We start from the raw sequence: 16744 nt of genomic DNA on the forward strand, positions 1-16744 counted from the left end.
AAATGGAAGCACGTTTAAAAGAGCTAAAGCAAAAAGCGTTAGAGCTTATTGAAGAAGCGAAAGAGCTAAAGGGCTTAAACGACGTACGCGTAGCGTATTTAGGGAAAAAAGGTCCAATTACAGAAGTATTACGCGGCATGGGAAAATTATCAGCAGAAGAGCGTCCACGTATGGGAGCATTAGTAAATGAAGTACGTGAAGCGATTCAAACGCGTCTAGAAGACAAAATTGGTAACTTAGAAAAAGCAGTAATTGAGGCGAAATTAGCTACTGAAACAATTGATGTTACACTGCCAGGTCGTCCTGTTGAAACAGGTTGTCACCATCCGTTAACAGCAGTTGTTGAACAAATTGAAGATGTATTCATCGGTATGGGTTATGAAGTAGCTGAAGGAACAGAAGTAGAAAAAGACTACTACAACTTCGAAGCATTAAACTTACCGAAAGATCACCCAGCGCGTGATATGCAAGATACATTCTACATTACAGAAGAAACGTTACTACGTACACATACATCTTCTGTGCAAGCACGTACGATGGAAAAGAATAAAGAAAAAGGACCGATTAAAATTATTTGTCCTGGTAAAGTGTATCGCCGCGATGACGATGATGCAACGCATTCACACCAATTCATGCAAATTGAAGGTCTTGTAATTGATAAAAACATTCGCATGAGTGACTTAAAAGGTACATTGCAAGTATTCGTGAAAAAGATGTTCGGTGAAGATCGTGAAATTCGTCTTCGTCCAAGTTTCTTCCCATTCACAGAGCCGTCTGTAGAGATGGATATTTCTTGTATGATGTGTCACGGTAAAGGTTGTGGTACTTGTAAAGGGACTGGTTGGATCGAAATTTTAGGAGCAGGTATGGTTCACCCGAACGTACTTGAAATGGCTGGTTATGATTCAAAAGAATATCAAGGTTTCGCATTCGGTATGGGCGCAGAGCGTATCGCAATGTTGAAATACGGCGTAGATGACATTCGTCATTTCTATACAAATGATGTACGTTTCTTACAACAATTCAAACGAGTGTAAGGGAAGGAGAGGATAAATATGTTCGTATCATATCGTTGGTTACAAGAGTATGTAGATATTAAAGATGTAACAGCACAAGAACTAGCAGACAAAATCACGAAAAGTGGTATTGAAGTAGAAGGTGTTGAAGTATTAAATAAAGGTGTAAAGGGTGTTGTAGTTGGTCACGTATTAGAATGTGAAAAACACCCAGAAGCTGATAAATTAAGCAAATGCTTAATCGATATCGGTGAAGAAGAGCCGGTTCAAATTATTTGTGGAGCTGCTAACATTGCAAAAGGTTTAAAAGTACCAGTTGCAAAAGTTGGCGCTGTACTTCCTGGTAACTTCAAAATTAAAAAAGCAAAACTACGCGGGGAAGCTTCTCACGGTATGGTTTGTGCTCTTCAAGAGCTTGGTATTGATGGGAAATTCGTTCCGAAAGAATATGCAGACGGTATCTTCATCTTCCCAAGTGATGCTGAAGTTGGTGCAGATGCACTTGAAATTTTAAATTTAAATGATGAAGTACTTGAGCTTGGTTTAACACCAAACCGTGCAGATTGCTTAAACATGTTAGGTGTTGCATATGAAGTAGCTGCTATTTACGGCCGTGAAGTAAAACTTCCAGCTATCGACTTACAAGAAACAGCAGAAAAAACTTCTGATTACATTTCTGTAAGTGTAGAAGCGAAAGAAGAAAACCCATTATATATTGCAAAAATGGTGAAGAACGTAAAGATTGGTCCATCACCAATGTGGATGCAAACTCGTCTTATGGCAGCTGGCATTCGTCCAATTAGTAATGTAGTTGATATTACAAACTACATTTTAATGGAATACGGTCAACCGTTACATGCATTCGATTACGATAAATTAGGTTCAAAAGAAATCGTTGTTCGTCTTGCAAAAGAAGGCGAAAAGATTCAAACATTAGATGCTCAAGAGCGTACGTTACAAAGTCACCACCTTGTAATTACAAACGGAACAAAAGCTTTAGCTGTTGCTGGTGTAATGGGCGGAGCGGATTCTGAAGTTACAAATGAGACAGTAAACGTTCTTATTGAATCTGCATACTTTGCAGGTCAAACAGTGCGCCGTACATCAAAAGACTTAGGTCTTCGTAGTGAATCAAGTGCACGTTTTGAAAAAGGAATCGACCCAACACGTACATTTGAAGCAATTCAACACGCAGCTGCTTTAATGGCAAAATACGCTGGCGGAGAAGCACTTGAAGGTGTAGTAGAAGCTGACAACCTACAAGTACAAGAACGTACAGTATCTGTTACTGCTGAAAAAGTAAACCGTGTATTAGGTACGAATATTTCTGCAAGTGAAATGGGTACAATGTTCACAAACTTAAAATTCCCATTCACAGAAGTAGAAGGAACATTCCATGTGAATGTACCAGCACGTCGTCCTGATATTACAATTTCAGAAGACTTAGTAGAAGAAGTGGGTCGTCTATACGGTTATGACCACATTCCAGTTACATTACCTTCTGGAACAATGACTCGTGGTAAATTAACATCAGCACAAACGAAACGTCGTAAAGTACGTCGCTTCTTAGAAGGTGCTGGTTTATATGAAGCAATCACGTATTCATTAACGAGCGTTGATAAAGCGAAGCAATATATGGTTGAGCCAAATGAAAAAGCTCCTGTAAACCTTGCACTTCCAATGAGTGAAGAGCGTAGCCAACTTCGTTTAAGCTTAGTACCGCAATTATTAGAAGCTGTTTCATATAATGTGGCACGTAAAAACGATAGTGTTGCTTTATACGAAGTAGGTTCTGTCTTCTTACCGACAGAAGCAGGAGAACTTCCGAAAGAAGAACAACATCTTGCAGGTGTTATGACAGGTCTTGCTCTTCACCATGCATGGCAAGGTGAGAAGAAAGTAGTAGACTTCTTCGTTGTGAAGGGTGTACTAGAAGGATTATTCGACGTACTTGGCGTTGCAAACCAAATCACATATGCACCAGCAAAACGTGAAGGTATGCACCCAGGTCGTACAGCTGACATCGTATTAGATGGCGAAGTAATTGGTTTCATCGGTCAATTGCACCCTGAAGCAGAAAAACAATTAGATGTGAAAAATACATTCGTATTCGAACTATCTCTTGTAAAAGTATTTGGTGCAGACGCAGAAGAAACTTACTACTTAGCAATTCCACGTTTCCCATCTATGACACGTGATATGGCTGTTGTCGTAACAAAAGAAACAAAAGCTGGCGAAATGAAGCAAGTCATTGCTGAAGCTGGCGGAGAACTTCTGAAAGACGTAGCACTATTTGACTTATACGAAGGTGAAAAAATGGAAGAAGGCAAGAAATCACTTGCATTCTCTATGACCTACTTCGATGCAGAACGTACGTTAACAGATGAAGAAGTAACAGAAGCACATAACCGTGTATTAACAACGGTAGAAGAGAAATTTGGTGCGGAGTTACGTAAGTAATAAAAGATTGCCGGATTCAGTCCGGCAATTTTTTTATGGCACGATTGTCGGAAAAGCGATATATTACAAAAATCGATGATATATTTTTTGGTATCTTGCATCTTTCTCTCGAATGTAGTACATTAATTTTAGTTTAACAAAATGAAAGACGATGATAAGGAAAAGTAGTATATACTATAATCCAAAGCGAGTCAGGGACGGTGAGAGCCTGATGAGGCGGTATATGTGAAGAACACCTTGGAGTTGCTAACCGAAATTGAAACTTGTATTCAAGAGTAGACTTAGACGGGAATCCGGCCTGTTACAAACCGGGAAGTATGTATTACATACGAGTTAAAGTTGGTCTTTATGACAAATTGGGTGGTACCGCGAAGTTTAACCTTTCGTCCCTTTATGGATGAAAGGTTTTTTTGTATTTAAATATATGAGTAAAGGAGAATTTTACTATGGAAAACACATTAGTAAAAAGTCTGTATAGAGATACAGATAAATACGCAGGTCAAACAGTACAAGTATCAGGTTGGATTCGTAACTTACGTGATTCAAAAGCATTTGGTTTCATCGAATTAAACGACGGTAGCTTCTTCAAAGGCGTTCAAATCGTTTTCGATACAGAGTTAGAAAACTTCAAAGAAATTGCAAAACTTCCACTTAGCTCTTCAGTTAAAGTAGAAGGTACAGTAATTGCAACACCTGGAGCGAAGCAACCATTTGAAATTAAAGCAGAAAAAATTGATATCGAGGGCTTATCAGATTCTGATTACCCACTTCAAAAGAAACGTCACACGTTTGAATACTTACGTACAATCGCTCACTTACGTCCAAGAACAAATGCATTTTCTGCAACGTTCCGTGTACGTTCTGTAGCAGCATTTGCGATTCACCAGTTCTTCCAAGAGCGTGGATTCGTACATGTTCACACACCAATCATCACTGGTAGTGATACAGAAGGTGCTGGCGAAATGTTCCGCGTAACAACGCAAGATTTAAACAACGTACCAAAAGGTGAGGACGGACAAGTTGATGAATCAAAAGACTTCTTCGGCAAAGAAACAAACTTAACAGTAAGTGGACAGCTGAACGCTGAAGCTTATGCACTAGCATTCCGTGATGTGTACACATTCGGTCCTACATTCCGTGCAGAAAACTCAAACACAACTCGCCACGCAGCTGAGTTCTGGATGGTTGAGCCTGAGATTGCATTCGCTGAGTTAGGCGATGTAATGGATCTTACAGAAGATATGCTGAAATATGCAATGAAATACGTACTAGAGCATGCACCAGAAGAAATGGACTTCTTCAACAGCTTCGTTGATAAAACAGTTCTAGAGCGCATGAACAACGTAATCAACTCTGACTTCGGTCGCATCACTTATACAGAAGCAATTAAAGTACTTCAAGAATCAGGTGCTGAATTCAAATACCCAGTAGAATGGGGTATTGACTTACAAACAGAGCACGAAAGATACTTATCAGAAGAAATCTTCAAACGCCCTGTATTCGTAACTGACTATCCGAAAGACATTAAAGCATTCTACATGCGTATGAACGAAGATGGTAAAACAGTAGCAGCTACTGACCTTCTAGTTCCTGGCATCGGCGAATTAATCGGCGGAAGTCAACGTGAAGAAAGAATGGACGTTTTAGTAGACAGAATTAAAGAATTAGGTATGAACGAAGAGGACTACTGGTGGTACTTAGAACTTAGAAAATACGGCGGTACAAAACACGCTGGATTCGGTCTAGGTTTCGAGCGCTTCCTAATGTATATCACTGGCATGGCTAACATCCGTGACGTAATTCCATTCCCAAGAACTCCAGGTTCTTCAGAGTTTTAAGATATAAAAAAGCGAGAGGATTTCCTCTCGCTTTTTTTATTGGAAAGGGTGTAACTACAAGCCGAATTTTATAAAGTATTTCACGATTGGAAAAGATGTTGTTCATAGTTCCCTTCCCACTTCATATATAAGTAAAACGAATGCGACATTTATAGGGAAGGGGTTTTTGTACAATGGGAGAAATTCCAAGTCATACAAAGTGGACATTGCGTGACAAGTATATAGTGATCACTGGTGCAACAAGTGGTATTGGATTAGCGGCAGCTAAGGTATTTGCCGAACGCGGTGCCAAACTAGGAATCATTGCACGTAACGAAGCAAAAGCGAATGATGTTATGACTCAAATTAAAAATGTAACGAATGGGAATGCAGTGGTAGATATATTTTTAGCTGATATGGCTTCCCAACAATCTATACGCCGGGTAGCTACTGATATTTTAGAAAGGTGTCCGAGAATAGATATATTAGTGAATAATGCTGGTGCTTTATTTCAAACAAGGCAGCTTACGAAGGACGGTTTGGAGATGACCTGGGCGGTAAACCATTTAGGTCCATTTTTACTCACTAATTTGTTGTTGGAGCGTTTAAAAGAAAGTGCTCCTGCTCGTGTCATTACCACTGCATCTCACGGTCACAAAATGGCTAAAAAGGGAATTGACTTCGGTGATCTAGATGCAGAACAACTTTATCGCGGTGTTAAGAAGTTCATGGGCGGTCCCACAATGCGTTATGCGCAAACAAAACTGGCTAACATTTTATTCACCTCTGAATTGGCACAGCGGTTGGAGGGAACGAGTGTTAGTGCCTATAGCTTTGATCCAGGGCTAGTGGATACGAATTTTAACCAGGACAATGGTCTGGTTGCTCGCTTAACTATGGCAGCAATGCAACCTTTCTCTCGTACACCCGAGGAAGGTGCTGAAACTCTAATATGGCTAGCAGAATCAACTGAATTTACTGATCATAGTGGTTATTACTATGCCGATAAGCAAATAGGAAAAATGTCTGAAGCTGCCTTGGATAAGGATGCCGCAAAACGTCTATGGGACATTAGTGAAAAACAGATAGGAGGATAAAAGAGTAGCCAGTATATGTTCAGATGGTTATGCTGAATAGTTTTTTACTCTTAAGTGAAAAGTAATCTTGGGGGTGATTGTAATGAGTAAGAAAGTGAAAACAGACCATTCTAGATCAAGCTTAGGTTCTCCGGAAGTGGAAGGACAAGGAACGACTACGCATGAAACGGGTTCTTATAAAGTACCTTCATCAAATAAGAAGCAGAAACGAAGTTAAACATAAAAAGGGAGTCATGGAGACGCTCTTTTTTTAGGTGAATAGTGAATATATATCGTCCTAAATTTAAATATATATCGATATAACGAAGAAGTGCGACAAAAATAGGAACGTGTGAGATTCTATTTATCCATTTTTCATCCATAAAAGGCGAAAAGAATTCAATTCTTTTCGCCTTGTTTAGTTCATTCATATCCTGTCGATACTAAAAAGTAGTTATTTTTTTAATAAGCGAAACGCCTTCTCTGTATTAGCAAAATGCACTTTCACAAATTCAGGTAGTCTTTCTTTACCGACTTTTTGAATTAATTTAGCAGCGGCAATATCAACTTGTTTACCAGCACCTTTCGGAAGTTGCATACCAGCTTTTTTGCTTAGTTCGTCAAATTGTTTTACGAATGAGTAACGAGCTAAAATGGAAGCGGCGGCTACTGCTAAATGGACACTTTCACCTTTTGTAGCGAAGTAAACATTTTCACGCTGTACCTGTTTTTGTTTCGCTAAATATTTATAGTATGTATCAGGCTGTGTAAATTGGTCGATTAAGATGCCTTCTGGTTTTGTAGGCGCGATTTTTGCCAATAAGTTTGTGATGGCTTTGTTATGTAGTAAAGCTTTTAGTTTACCTTGGTTGTTTCCTTTATCAAATAGCTCGTTATATTTTTCATTATGGAGAACGAGGGAGCTGTAAGGAACAACGTGAAGGAGTTGTTTTGCAATCTCAGCAATTTGAGCATCATTTAAGTTTTTGGAGTCTTTTACACCGAGTTCTTTTAAAAGTGGAATTTGCTTCGCATCCACATATACAGCAACTACTGTCATCGGTCCGAAGTAATCACCAGTACCTACTTCGTCTGATCCTAGAATAGACATTGTGCCGATGGAAGCGGGCGGCGCATAACGATGTGAATTGACCGATTTTTTTACAGCTGATTTTGGTGTTTGAGAGACAGTTTGCCAACGAGAAGCCTCTGCTTCAGCACGTCCACCTTGAAACATTACTTTCCCTGATTTATAGGCTGTAATTGTGCAAGATGGAACCTTTGCCATAAAGATACCGCCTTGCGGAATTTTGGGGCTAAGTGCTTGTTTGTATTGTTGTTTCATGTCTTCAATTACTGTAGAACTTGTTTGTATTACGATAGAATTTGACAAAATGGTCGCTCCTTTTTTATGTTGTTATTTTTATCATATCGGATTGTTCTTTCTGTTTCCATATTATGATGGTTCATGGTATGATAAACTTTAGGATTCTGTACGTGATTGGAGGCCGGTGAGTTGTCACAACAAAAGGGAAATAAAAGTCGAATTAATGTAGAAATATATGGCCAACAGTATTCAGTTGTTGGCGATGAAAGTACAAGTCATATCCGCATGGTAGCAGCGATTGTGGATGATAAAATGCGCGAACTCAATGCCAAGAATCCTTCGCTTGATACGAGTAGACTAGCGGTATTGACGGCGGTAAACGTCATACACGATTACATAAAATTAAAAGAAGAACATGAGAAGTTGAAAGAAAGTATGACACAAAAAGGAATGGAATAAACATGATTGATATTATTATCATTTTATTGCTTGTTATGGGATTTTTCCTCGGTTTACGCAGAGGATTTATTTTGCAACTTGTAAAGTTAACAAGCTTTATTATCGCATACCTCGTTGCATACTGGTACTGTAAAGATTTAGCGCCAACGCTTGCGAAATTTATTCCGTATCCATTCGATAAGAATGTATCTGTTCCAGAATGGATAGATGCGAATAATATTGAGGGTGTCTTCTATCAAGCAATTGCGTTTATTGTATTATTTATTATTACAAAAATCGCACTTTCACTACTTGGTAATTTACTGAATATGTTTGCAGAAATCCCAGTTTTAAAGCAAGTCAATGCGGTTGCTGGGGCACTTCTTGGCTTTTTAGAAGTGTATATCATTCTGTTTGTCTTAATTATTGTTGGAACAATTCTTCCAATTGAACAAATACAAACACCATTACAAAAATCATCAATTAGCAAAATAATTGTAGACGATACACCGATTCTTTCTGAAAAGGTGAAGGAACTATGGCAGACAGGTAGCAGAGTGTAACTTCTCTTTTTTCGGAAAGAGAAGTTTTTTTCTATGAAAGAAAGGCGGGGCAATGATGAAAGTGAATAAAAAACAAGTTATCAAATTACTAGAGACAATCGGCCTATTTATGGAACTAAAGGGCGCGAATCCATTTAAAATATCTGCATTCCGTAAAGCGGCGGCAGCATTAGAAAGTGACGATCGTAGTCTTTCTGAGATTGAAGATTTCACGAAGATTCCGGGCATTGGAAAAGGAACAGCAGCAGTTATTCAAGAATATATAGAATCGGGAACATCTGAAGTATTACAAGAGCTTGAGAAAGAAGTTCCAAGTAGCTTATTACCGTTATTAAAATTACCAGGCCTTGGTGGTAAAAAGGTAGCTAAGTTATATAAAGAACTTGGTGTTGTTGATATGGAATCGCTAAAAGCGGTTTGTGAGGAAAATAAAGTACAAGCTTTAGCAGGTTTCGGTAAGAAAACAGAAGAGAAAATATTAGAAGCAATTGATCAAGTAGGCTCTCGTCCAGAGCGTTTACCAATTGCGATGGTATTGCCTATTGCCGGGGAAATAGAGGAGAAATTGTCGAATGTTGCTGAAATAATTCGTTTCTCACGCGCTGGTAGTTTACGCCGTGTTCGTGAGACAGTGAAGGACTTAGATTTCATCATTGCAACGACAGAGCCAGCAGTAGTGCGTGAACATTTACTACAATTTGATAATATGATTGAAGTGATTGCAAGTGGAGATACGAAAGTATCTGTTCGTCTTCAATATGAATATGATATTTCAATTGACTTCCGCTTAGTAAAACCAGAAGAATTTATTACAACTCTTCACCATTTCACAGGATCAAAAGACCATAACGTAAAAATGCGCCAAATTGCGAAAGATAGAGGCGAGAAAATTAGTGAATACGGTGTGGAAATCTTAGAGACAGGTGAAGTGAAAACATTCGAAACAGAAGAAGCATTCTTCGCCCACTTTGGCCTTCCATTCATCCCACCAGAAGTGCGTGAAGATGGAAAAGAAATTGAATTAATTAAAGAGTATCCCAACTTAATTCAGTTCTCTGATATACAGGGTGATTTACATATGCATACAACGTGGAGTGACGGTGCTTTTTCAATTGAAGAAATGGTGCAAGCGTGCCGCGCTCGTGGATATAAATTTATGGCAATTACTGATCACTCGCAATACTTGAAAGTAGCAAACGGTTTAACGAAAGAGCGTCTTCGTGAACAAGCGAAAGAAATTGAACGTATGAATGAAAAGTATCCAGACATTACAATTTTGCGCGGGATTGAAATGGACATTTTACCAGATGCGACACTTGATTTTGACGATGAAGTATTAGCAGAACTAGATTATGTCATTGGAGCTATTCACTCTAGCTTCTCACAAGACCGTGAAACGATTATGAAGCGTCTTCGCACTGCACTTGAGAATAAGCATGTCACAATGATTGCCCATCCGACAGGACGTCTTCTTGGGCGCCGTGAGGGTTACGATGTAGATACAGATTTATTAATCCAGCTCGCAAAAGAAACAAATACAGTTTTAGAATTAAATGCAAATCCAAACCGTCTAGATTTAAGCGCGAAATTATTAAAACAAGCACAAGATGCTGGTGTAAAAGTAGCGATTAATACGGATGCCCATACACTTGAAATGTTAGAAGATATGGAAACAGGTGTAGCAGCAGCGCGCAAAGGTTGGATTCAAAAAGATAACGTGATTAACACATGGGATATTGAACGTTTATTAGACTATATTAAACGTAATAAGTAATACAGGGGGGACCTGCAACATGTTAGAACGAACGTTGCGTGTATTAGAATACAATAAAGTAAAAGAACAATTACTTGAACATACAGCATCTTCACTTGGTCGTGATAAAGTGAAGAATTTAGTGCCAAGCACAGATTTTGAAGAAATTGTGGAATTGCAAGAAACAACGGATGAGGCAGCGAAAGTCATCCGCTTAAAAGGACATGTACCACTTGGAGGGATTTCTGATATTCGTGCAAATATTAAGCGTGCGAAAATTGGAAGTATGTTAAGTCCTCATGAATTAATTGAAATCGCAAGTACGATGTACGGTAGTCGCCAAATGAAACGTTTCATTGACGATATGATTGACAACGGTGTTGAGCTTCCAATTTTAGAAACACATGTCGCGCAAATTGTGTCTTTATATGATTTAGAAAAGAAGATTACAAATTGTATTGGTGACGGCGGTGAAGTAGTCGATAGCGCAAGTGACAAATTGCGTGGTATTCGTAATCAAATTCGTACTGCGGAAAGCCGTATTCGTGAGAAATTAGAAAACATGACGCGTTCTTCAAACGCGCAAAAAATGTTATCAGATGCAATTGTAACAATTCGTAACGAACGCTACGTAATCCCGGTAAAACAAGAATACCGCGGCGTATATGGTGGTATTGTTCACGATCAATCTGCTTCTGGACAAACATTATTTATCGAACCGCAAGTAATCGTGGAATTAAATAACGCACTTCAAGAAGCACGTGTGAAAGAAAAACAAGAAGTAGAACGCATTTTAATGATGTTAACGGAAGAAGTAGCAGTGGAAGCTGATATTGTTTTATCAAACGTAGAAGTAGTTGCAAATCTTGATTTTATTTTTGCGAAAGCTCTTTATGCGAAGCGAATTAAAGCGACGAAGCCAATCGTAAATAATGAACGCTACATGGATTTAAAACAAGCACGCCATCCGCTTATTGATCCGGAAATTATCGTACCAAATAACATTATGCTTGGTAAAGACTTTACAACAATCGTTATTACAGGACCGAATACAGGTGGTAAAACAGTTACACTTAAAACAGTCGGTATTTGTGTCTTAATGGCGCAATCTGGTCTTCATATCCCAGTAATGGATGAATCAGAGATATGTGTATTTAAAAACATCTTTGCTGATATCGGTGATGAGCAATCGATTGAACAAAATTTAAGTACATTCTCTTCTCATATGGTAAACATTGTAGATATTTTAGAAAAAGCTGATTTTGAAAGTTTAGTCCTATTTGATGAATTAGGTGCTGGGACAGATCCGCAAGAAGGGGCTGCACTAGCGATTTCTATTTTAGATGAAGTATGTAACCGTGGTGCTCGCGTTGTTGCAACGACGCATTACCCAGAATTAAAAGCATATGGATACAATCGTGAGCAAGTTATTAATGCGAGCGTTGAGTTCGATGTGAATACATTAAGCCCAACGTACAAATTATTAATCGGTGTACCAGGACGTAGTAACGCCTTTGAAATTTCGAAGCGTCTTGGTTTGTCTGATCGAGTTATTGATCGCGCTCGTAACCATATTAGTACAGATACGAACAAAATCGAAAATATGATTGCAAAGCTAGAAGAAAGCCAAAAAAATGCAGAGCGCGAACGAAAAGAAGCGGAAGAGCATCGTAAGCAATCTGAAAAACTTCATCGTGAATTACAACGTCAAATTATTGAATTTAACGATGAGCGCGATGAAAAATTATTAAAAGCGCAAAAAGAAGGGGAAGAAAAAGTCGAAGCTGCAAAGCAAGAAGCAGAAGGCATTATTCAAGAACTTCGTCAATTGCGTAAAGCACAGCTTATAAACGTGAAAGACCATGAGCTTATTGAAGCGAAGAGCCGTCTAGAAGGTGCGGCGCCAGAGCTTGTGAAGAAACAAAAAGTAAACGTGAAAAACACAGCGCCAAAACAACAATTACGCGCAGGTGATGAAGTAAAAGTGTTAACGTTCGGTCAAAAAGGTCAATTGCTTGAAAAAGTAAGTGATACAGAGTGGAGCGTACAAATTGGTATTCTGAAGATGAAAGTGAAAGAATCCAATATGGAATACATTAATACACCGAAGCAAACTGAGAAAAAAGCAGTCGCAAGTGTGAAGGGTAGAGATTATCACGTGTCGTTAGAGCTAGACCTTCGCGGCGAACGTTATGAAGATGCAATGATGCGCGTTGAAAAATATTTAGACGATGCACAGCTTGCAAGCTATCCTCGTGTATCAATTATTCACGGCAAAGGAACAGGAGCGCTTCGCCAAGGTGTACAAGATTACTTGAAGAAACATCGCGGCGTGAAAAACTACCGCTACGGTGACATGGGCGAGGGAGGCCTAGGCGTAACAGTTGTCGAATTAAAATAGCAAACAACCAAACAAAAGGGGAAACCATTATATGTTTATGGACAAACTTGCAAAAGTATTGTTAGCTTGTTGCGGAATATTTTTGGTAATTGGGGTTATTTATTTAGTTGTTTTTGCGAAGTAAAGGAGCGTCAATCTTGGCATAATGATATTGCCATGGATTGACGCTTTTAATCTATAAGAAAAGGAACAAAACATGAAAATCAACCAATACATAAGCGAAGCAAAGTCCTGTTCAAGACGCGAAACAGATCGTCTCATTAAAGCAGGACGTATCGCAATTAACGGTGAAATATGTACGCACGGTACACGCGTCCGCGATGGTGATATTGTAACGATTGATGGGCAGGTTATTGAAAAAGAAGAGAAAGAAAAGGTGTATATTGCCTTCCATAAACCAGTCGGAATTACTTGTACAGCAGCCGAACATATTGAAGGAAACATTATTGATTATATCGATTATCCAGAACGAATCTTTCCTGTTGGACGATTAGATAAAGCATCGGAAGGACTCATCTTATTAACGAATGACGGTGCGATTGCGAATCAAATTTTGCACGGTGATCATGAGCATGAGAAAGAATATGTTGTCACTGTTGATAAGCCGTTTACAGATTGGTTTATTGAGGAGATGTCTGGTGGAGTGAAAATTAAAGATGGAATGACGAAGCCGTGTAAAGTAACGAGAGTCGATCAATCTACATTTCGCATCGTTTTAACGCAAGGAATGAACAGGCAAATTCGTAGAATGAGTCGTGCTTTCGGATTTACTGTAACAAAGCTAAAGCGAGTGCGCATTATGAATATAGAGCTAAATGAGCTTGAAGCTGGAAAATGGCGAGACATTACACCTAAGGAATTAGAAATATTAATAGGGCAGTTATAGGGAGGAAAGTTTTCTCCCTATATTTTTTTGTCAGAAAAAATAAAACTATTGATTTTTTAAAAAATAGCCCATATAATAAAAAACAACAAGTTTCGACAACATATTTTATAAAAGTAATGATGAGGACATGAGTTGTTTTTGACGATTTTCAGAGAGGGAAGCCTTAGGCTGTGAGCTTCCTAATACGGAAAGACAAACTTACCACCTCTAAACTTCAAGAGTGAACTGCAGATGCATTGTAATTCTTGGCGGATAAAACCGTTATCAATTTACACGAGCTATAAAATGAGCTTATTTCGTTATAAATTCATTTTATTAGAATAAGGGTGGAACCACGATTTCAACACTCGTCCCTTTGTTAGGGACGGGTGTTTTTTGCGTTCTTTTACGGGGAAGTATGCTTGAAAGAGGATATGTGACGGATTTTAATTCAGAATATTTTGTCAATAAAATAATTAGGAGGTAGTAGAAATGAATTCATCTTTAAAGTTTTCTGAGATGTTTGCAATAAGCTTAATGTTATTTGCACTGTTTTTCGGTGCCGGTAATATGATTTTCCCACCAGCGTTAGGGCAAGGTGCTGGAACAGATGTATGGATTGCGTTATTTGGCTTTATCGTAACAGGTGTAGGACTGCCTTTATTAGGAGTTATTGTTATAGCTCTAAAGGGAGATATTAATGAATTAGCAGGACGTGTACATCCTGTATTCGCACTAATTTTCATTACTGCAATTTATTTATGTTTAGGCATATTTGTTAGTGTGCCACGTACAGGGACTGTTGCTTATGAAATGAGCATTGCACCGTTTTTACCAAGTGAAATAGCTGGTCAATCATATCCACTTGTTATCTTTACACTTATTTACTTTGCAGTAACGTTCTATTTAGCTTTAAACCCATCGAAATTAGTGGGACGCATCGGTAAAGTGTTAACTCCAATTTTATTAGCTGTTATTGCAATTATCGTAGCGAAAGCAATTATTACTCCAATGGGAGAGTTTGGTGCACCGACAGAAGCGTATAGTGCCCCGCTCTTTAAAGGTTTTATTGATGGATATTTAACTTTAGATGGACTTGCAGCACTTGTTTTCGGGAATGTTGTCATTAATGCTTTAAAAGCAAAAGGTATTACAAATAAGAACAGTATTGCGAAAGTAACAATCTTTGCAGGATTTATTGCAGCACTTGGTTTACTATTAGTTTACTTAGCACTTGCTTACCTTGGAGCTTCTAGTGTGTCACTTGGAATGGGAGCAAACGGGGGAATTATTTTAACAAATGTCGTGAATTATTTATTTGGTAGCTACGGAACATTATTACTTGGCATCGCAATTACAGCAGCATGTTTAACAACTTCTGTCGGTATTGTTGCTGCTTGTGGAGAATATTTCTCTTCCTTATTACCAAAGCTTTCTTATCAAAAAGTTGTTTTCATTTTCTCTGTATTAGCATTTATGGTAGCGAATCTTGGTTTAACTCAGTTAAACGCATTAGCATTACCAATCTTAATCGCAATTTATCCAATTGGGATCGTACTTATTGTATTGTCACTCGTTGAAAACTATGTTCGTCTTCCATTATCGATGTATGTAGGCGGTATTGTAGGAGCGTTCGCGATTAGCTTCTTTGATGGATTACACAATGCGAATCTTCACATTGCGGCATTAGCACCTATTTTAGATAAGGTTCCATTATATAGTGTAGGGATTGGTTGGTTAGTTCCTGCTATAGTTGGTATTGTGATCGGATATGTAATTTCTGTGTTCCGGAAACAAGAAGCTGCTGTAGAAAAATAAAAATAAGAGGCTTTCTTTCAAAGAAAGCCTCTTATTTTGTAGAAAAACTGTTATGTATGGAAATTTAGATATTAAAAAAATGCATATAATATAGTTGACAAAAAAATTACCAGTAGGCTAAGATTGACTTAGTTGTGGAAATATTGGAAGGGAAGAGGTTTTCTATGACTATATCATTTTTGTAAGAAGAGGTGATAAAACGATAGAATTAGGCGGTTTATTTTTTTTGAAATTCGTTGAGAATGATAATCAATAAAATGATGAAAGAGTTTTATGTTTATTCTTATAGGAAAAATTGGTGGGATTATTTTTTTGTCTATCAATGAGAATGATAATCAATATATTTCTAACTACATAGTGTTACTCGTTATAAAATAGAGATAGAAAGATTATTTTTTTTCTTATATATTGAGAATAATTATCATTTTCAAAAAAGAAAAACAAGGAGGCAGTAAGGTAAATGAGAAAGTTTTCGGTATTACCCGCTTTTATTGTGACATTCGTATGTATGCTAGCTTTTCTCGTAGTGCCATTCGGACAAGCTTCGGCAAATGTAGCTGACGGTACTTACGATATTAACTATGTCATACAAAAAGCAGAAAATGATTCAGCTTCAATGGCAAATGATTATTTTGAAAAACCAGCTAAGTTAATTGTAAAAAATGGTGAGATGAGAGTGCAAATTCCGATGAATCATAGTGCTTGGATTACAGAATTTAAAGCACCAGAGAACGGAAACTTTGTTGATGCAAAAGTTGTTAGTAAAGATGAATCTGCAGATAAAAGAACTGTAGAGTTTAAAATAGACGACTTATCTAAACCAGCAGCTGCAAAAATTCATGTTGTTGTACCGAATGTGAATTATGACCATAATTACACAATTCGCTTTGCGTTTGATGCAAATGTAAAAGCAGTAGGTGGAGAGAATAAGGAAACTGCTGCAACAAAAAATGAAGATCAAACTCAAAAAAATACACAAGTAAAAGAAGAAGTGAAGAAAGAAGAGAGCAAAGAAACAAACAAAGAAACAAACAAAGAAACAAACAAAGATGTAAATAAAGGAACAAATGAAAGTGGGAAAGCTGAAAAAACAGATAACCCAAAAACAAGTGATGAAGCACGTATCGGATTATTTGCAGCATTACTTCTTATTTCAGGTGTTTTCTTAGTTCGTAAAGTGAAGTTAGGTAAATAAATCTTTGGAAGGGCG

13 protein-coding genes and 2 other annotated features are annotated in these 16744 nt (G+C 38.0%); of the genes, 12 read left to right on the forward strand and 1 reads right to left on the reverse strand.

Annotated elements, in window-relative coordinates; translation table 11 throughout:
• Nucleotides 1-2 precede the first annotated feature (2 nt).
• From pheS to MHH66_RS04030, 5 genes are all read left to right on the forward strand, one after another.
• On the forward strand, nucleotides 3-1037 hold the full coding sequence (gene pheS, locus MHH66_RS04010) for a phenylalanine--tRNA ligase subunit alpha (RefSeq protein WP_078185049.1): 1035 nt from the start codon (nucleotides 3-5) through the stop codon (nucleotides 1035-1037).
• Nucleotides 1038-1055: 18 nt separating this feature from the next.
• Nucleotides 1056-3476, forward strand: coding sequence for a phenylalanine--tRNA ligase subunit beta (pheT, locus tag MHH66_RS04015; RefSeq protein WP_078185048.1), 2421 nt, complete (start codon nucleotides 1056-1058; stop codon nucleotides 3474-3476).
• 142 nt (nucleotides 3477-3618) lie between these two features.
• Nucleotides 3619-3870 (forward strand) — a binding site (T-box leader).
• 52 nt (nucleotides 3871-3922) lie between these two features.
• Complete coding sequence (gene asnS / locus MHH66_RS04020; protein WP_063218386.1) at nucleotides 3923-5314, forward strand: asparagine--tRNA ligase; 1392 nt, start codon at nucleotides 3923-3925, stop codon at nucleotides 5312-5314.
• A 173-nt stretch (nucleotides 5315-5487) separates the two neighbouring features.
• On the forward strand, nucleotides 5488-6390 hold the full coding sequence (locus tag MHH66_RS04025) for an SDR family oxidoreductase (RefSeq protein WP_063218387.1): 903 nt from the start codon (nucleotides 5488-5490) through the stop codon (nucleotides 6388-6390).
• Nucleotides 6391-6472: 82 nt separating this feature from the next.
• Nucleotides 6473-6607 carry a YuzL family protein gene (locus MHH66_RS04030; protein ID WP_002112167.1) on the forward strand — a complete coding sequence of 45 codons (135 nt, stop codon included), beginning with the start codon at nucleotides 6473-6475 and terminating at the stop codon, nucleotides 6605-6607.
• Nucleotides 6608-6823: 216 nt separating this feature from the next.
• On the opposite strand, the gene rnhC is transcribed toward MHH66_RS04030, so the two are convergent.
• Nucleotides 6824-7762 (reverse strand): ribonuclease HIII, encoded by a 939-nt coding sequence (gene rnhC / locus MHH66_RS04035; protein WP_078185047.1) that lies wholly within the window; start codon nucleotides 7760-7762, stop codon nucleotides 6824-6826.
• A 123-nt stretch (nucleotides 7763-7885) separates the two neighbouring features.
• On the opposite strand from rnhC, the gene zapA reads away from it, so the two are divergent.
• The 7 genes from zapA (at nucleotide 7886) to isdC (ending at nucleotide 16729) form a co-directional block, all read left to right on the forward strand.
• A complete protein-coding gene (gene zapA, locus MHH66_RS04040; RefSeq protein WP_002088902.1) occupies nucleotides 7886-8155 on the forward strand; it encodes a cell division protein ZapA in 270 nt (89 codons plus the stop codon).
• A gap of 2 nt (nucleotides 8156-8157) precedes the next feature.
• The gene (locus MHH66_RS04045) at nucleotides 8158-8697 is read left to right on the forward strand and encodes a CvpA family protein (RefSeq protein WP_002034246.1); all 540 of its coding nucleotides are present in this window, start codon (nucleotides 8158-8160) and stop codon (nucleotides 8695-8697) included.
• Nucleotides 8698-8752: 55 nt separating this feature from the next.
• Entirely contained in the window at nucleotides 8753-10471 is a 1719-nt protein-coding gene (gene polX / locus MHH66_RS04050; RefSeq protein WP_033709473.1) for a DNA polymerase/3'-5' exonuclease PolX, read from the forward strand.
• A 19-nt stretch (nucleotides 10472-10490) separates the two neighbouring features.
• Nucleotides 10491-12851: an endonuclease MutS2 gene (locus MHH66_RS04055; RefSeq protein ID WP_078185046.1), complete on the forward strand. Its 2361-nt coding sequence runs from the start codon at nucleotides 10491-10493 to the stop codon at nucleotides 12849-12851.
• 196 nt (nucleotides 12852-13047) lie between these two features.
• Nucleotides 13048-13737 carry a 23S rRNA pseudouridine(2604) synthase RluF gene (locus tag MHH66_RS04060; protein ID WP_078185045.1) on the forward strand — a complete coding sequence of 230 codons (690 nt, stop codon included), beginning with the start codon at nucleotides 13048-13050 and terminating at the stop codon, nucleotides 13735-13737.
• 107 nt (nucleotides 13738-13844) lie between these two features.
• Nucleotides 13845-14095 (forward strand) — a binding site (T-box leader).
• A gap of 113 nt (nucleotides 14096-14208) precedes the next feature.
• Nucleotides 14209-15534: a branched-chain amino acid transport system II carrier protein BrnQ6 gene (brnQ6, locus tag MHH66_RS04065; RefSeq protein WP_078185044.1), complete on the forward strand. Its 1326-nt coding sequence runs from the start codon at nucleotides 14209-14211 to the stop codon at nucleotides 15532-15534.
• Between the two features lie 460 nt (nucleotides 15535-15994).
• Entirely contained in the window at nucleotides 15995-16729 is a 735-nt protein-coding gene (isdC, locus tag MHH66_RS04070) for a heme uptake protein IsdC (protein WP_078185043.1), read from the forward strand.
• Nucleotides 16730-16744 lie beyond the last annotated feature (15 nt).

It is taken from the genome of Bacillus sp. FSL H8-0492 (assembly GCF_038006145.1).
Taxonomy (GTDB): Bacteria; Bacillota; Bacilli; order Bacillales; family Bacillaceae_G; genus Bacillus_A; species Bacillus_A mycoides.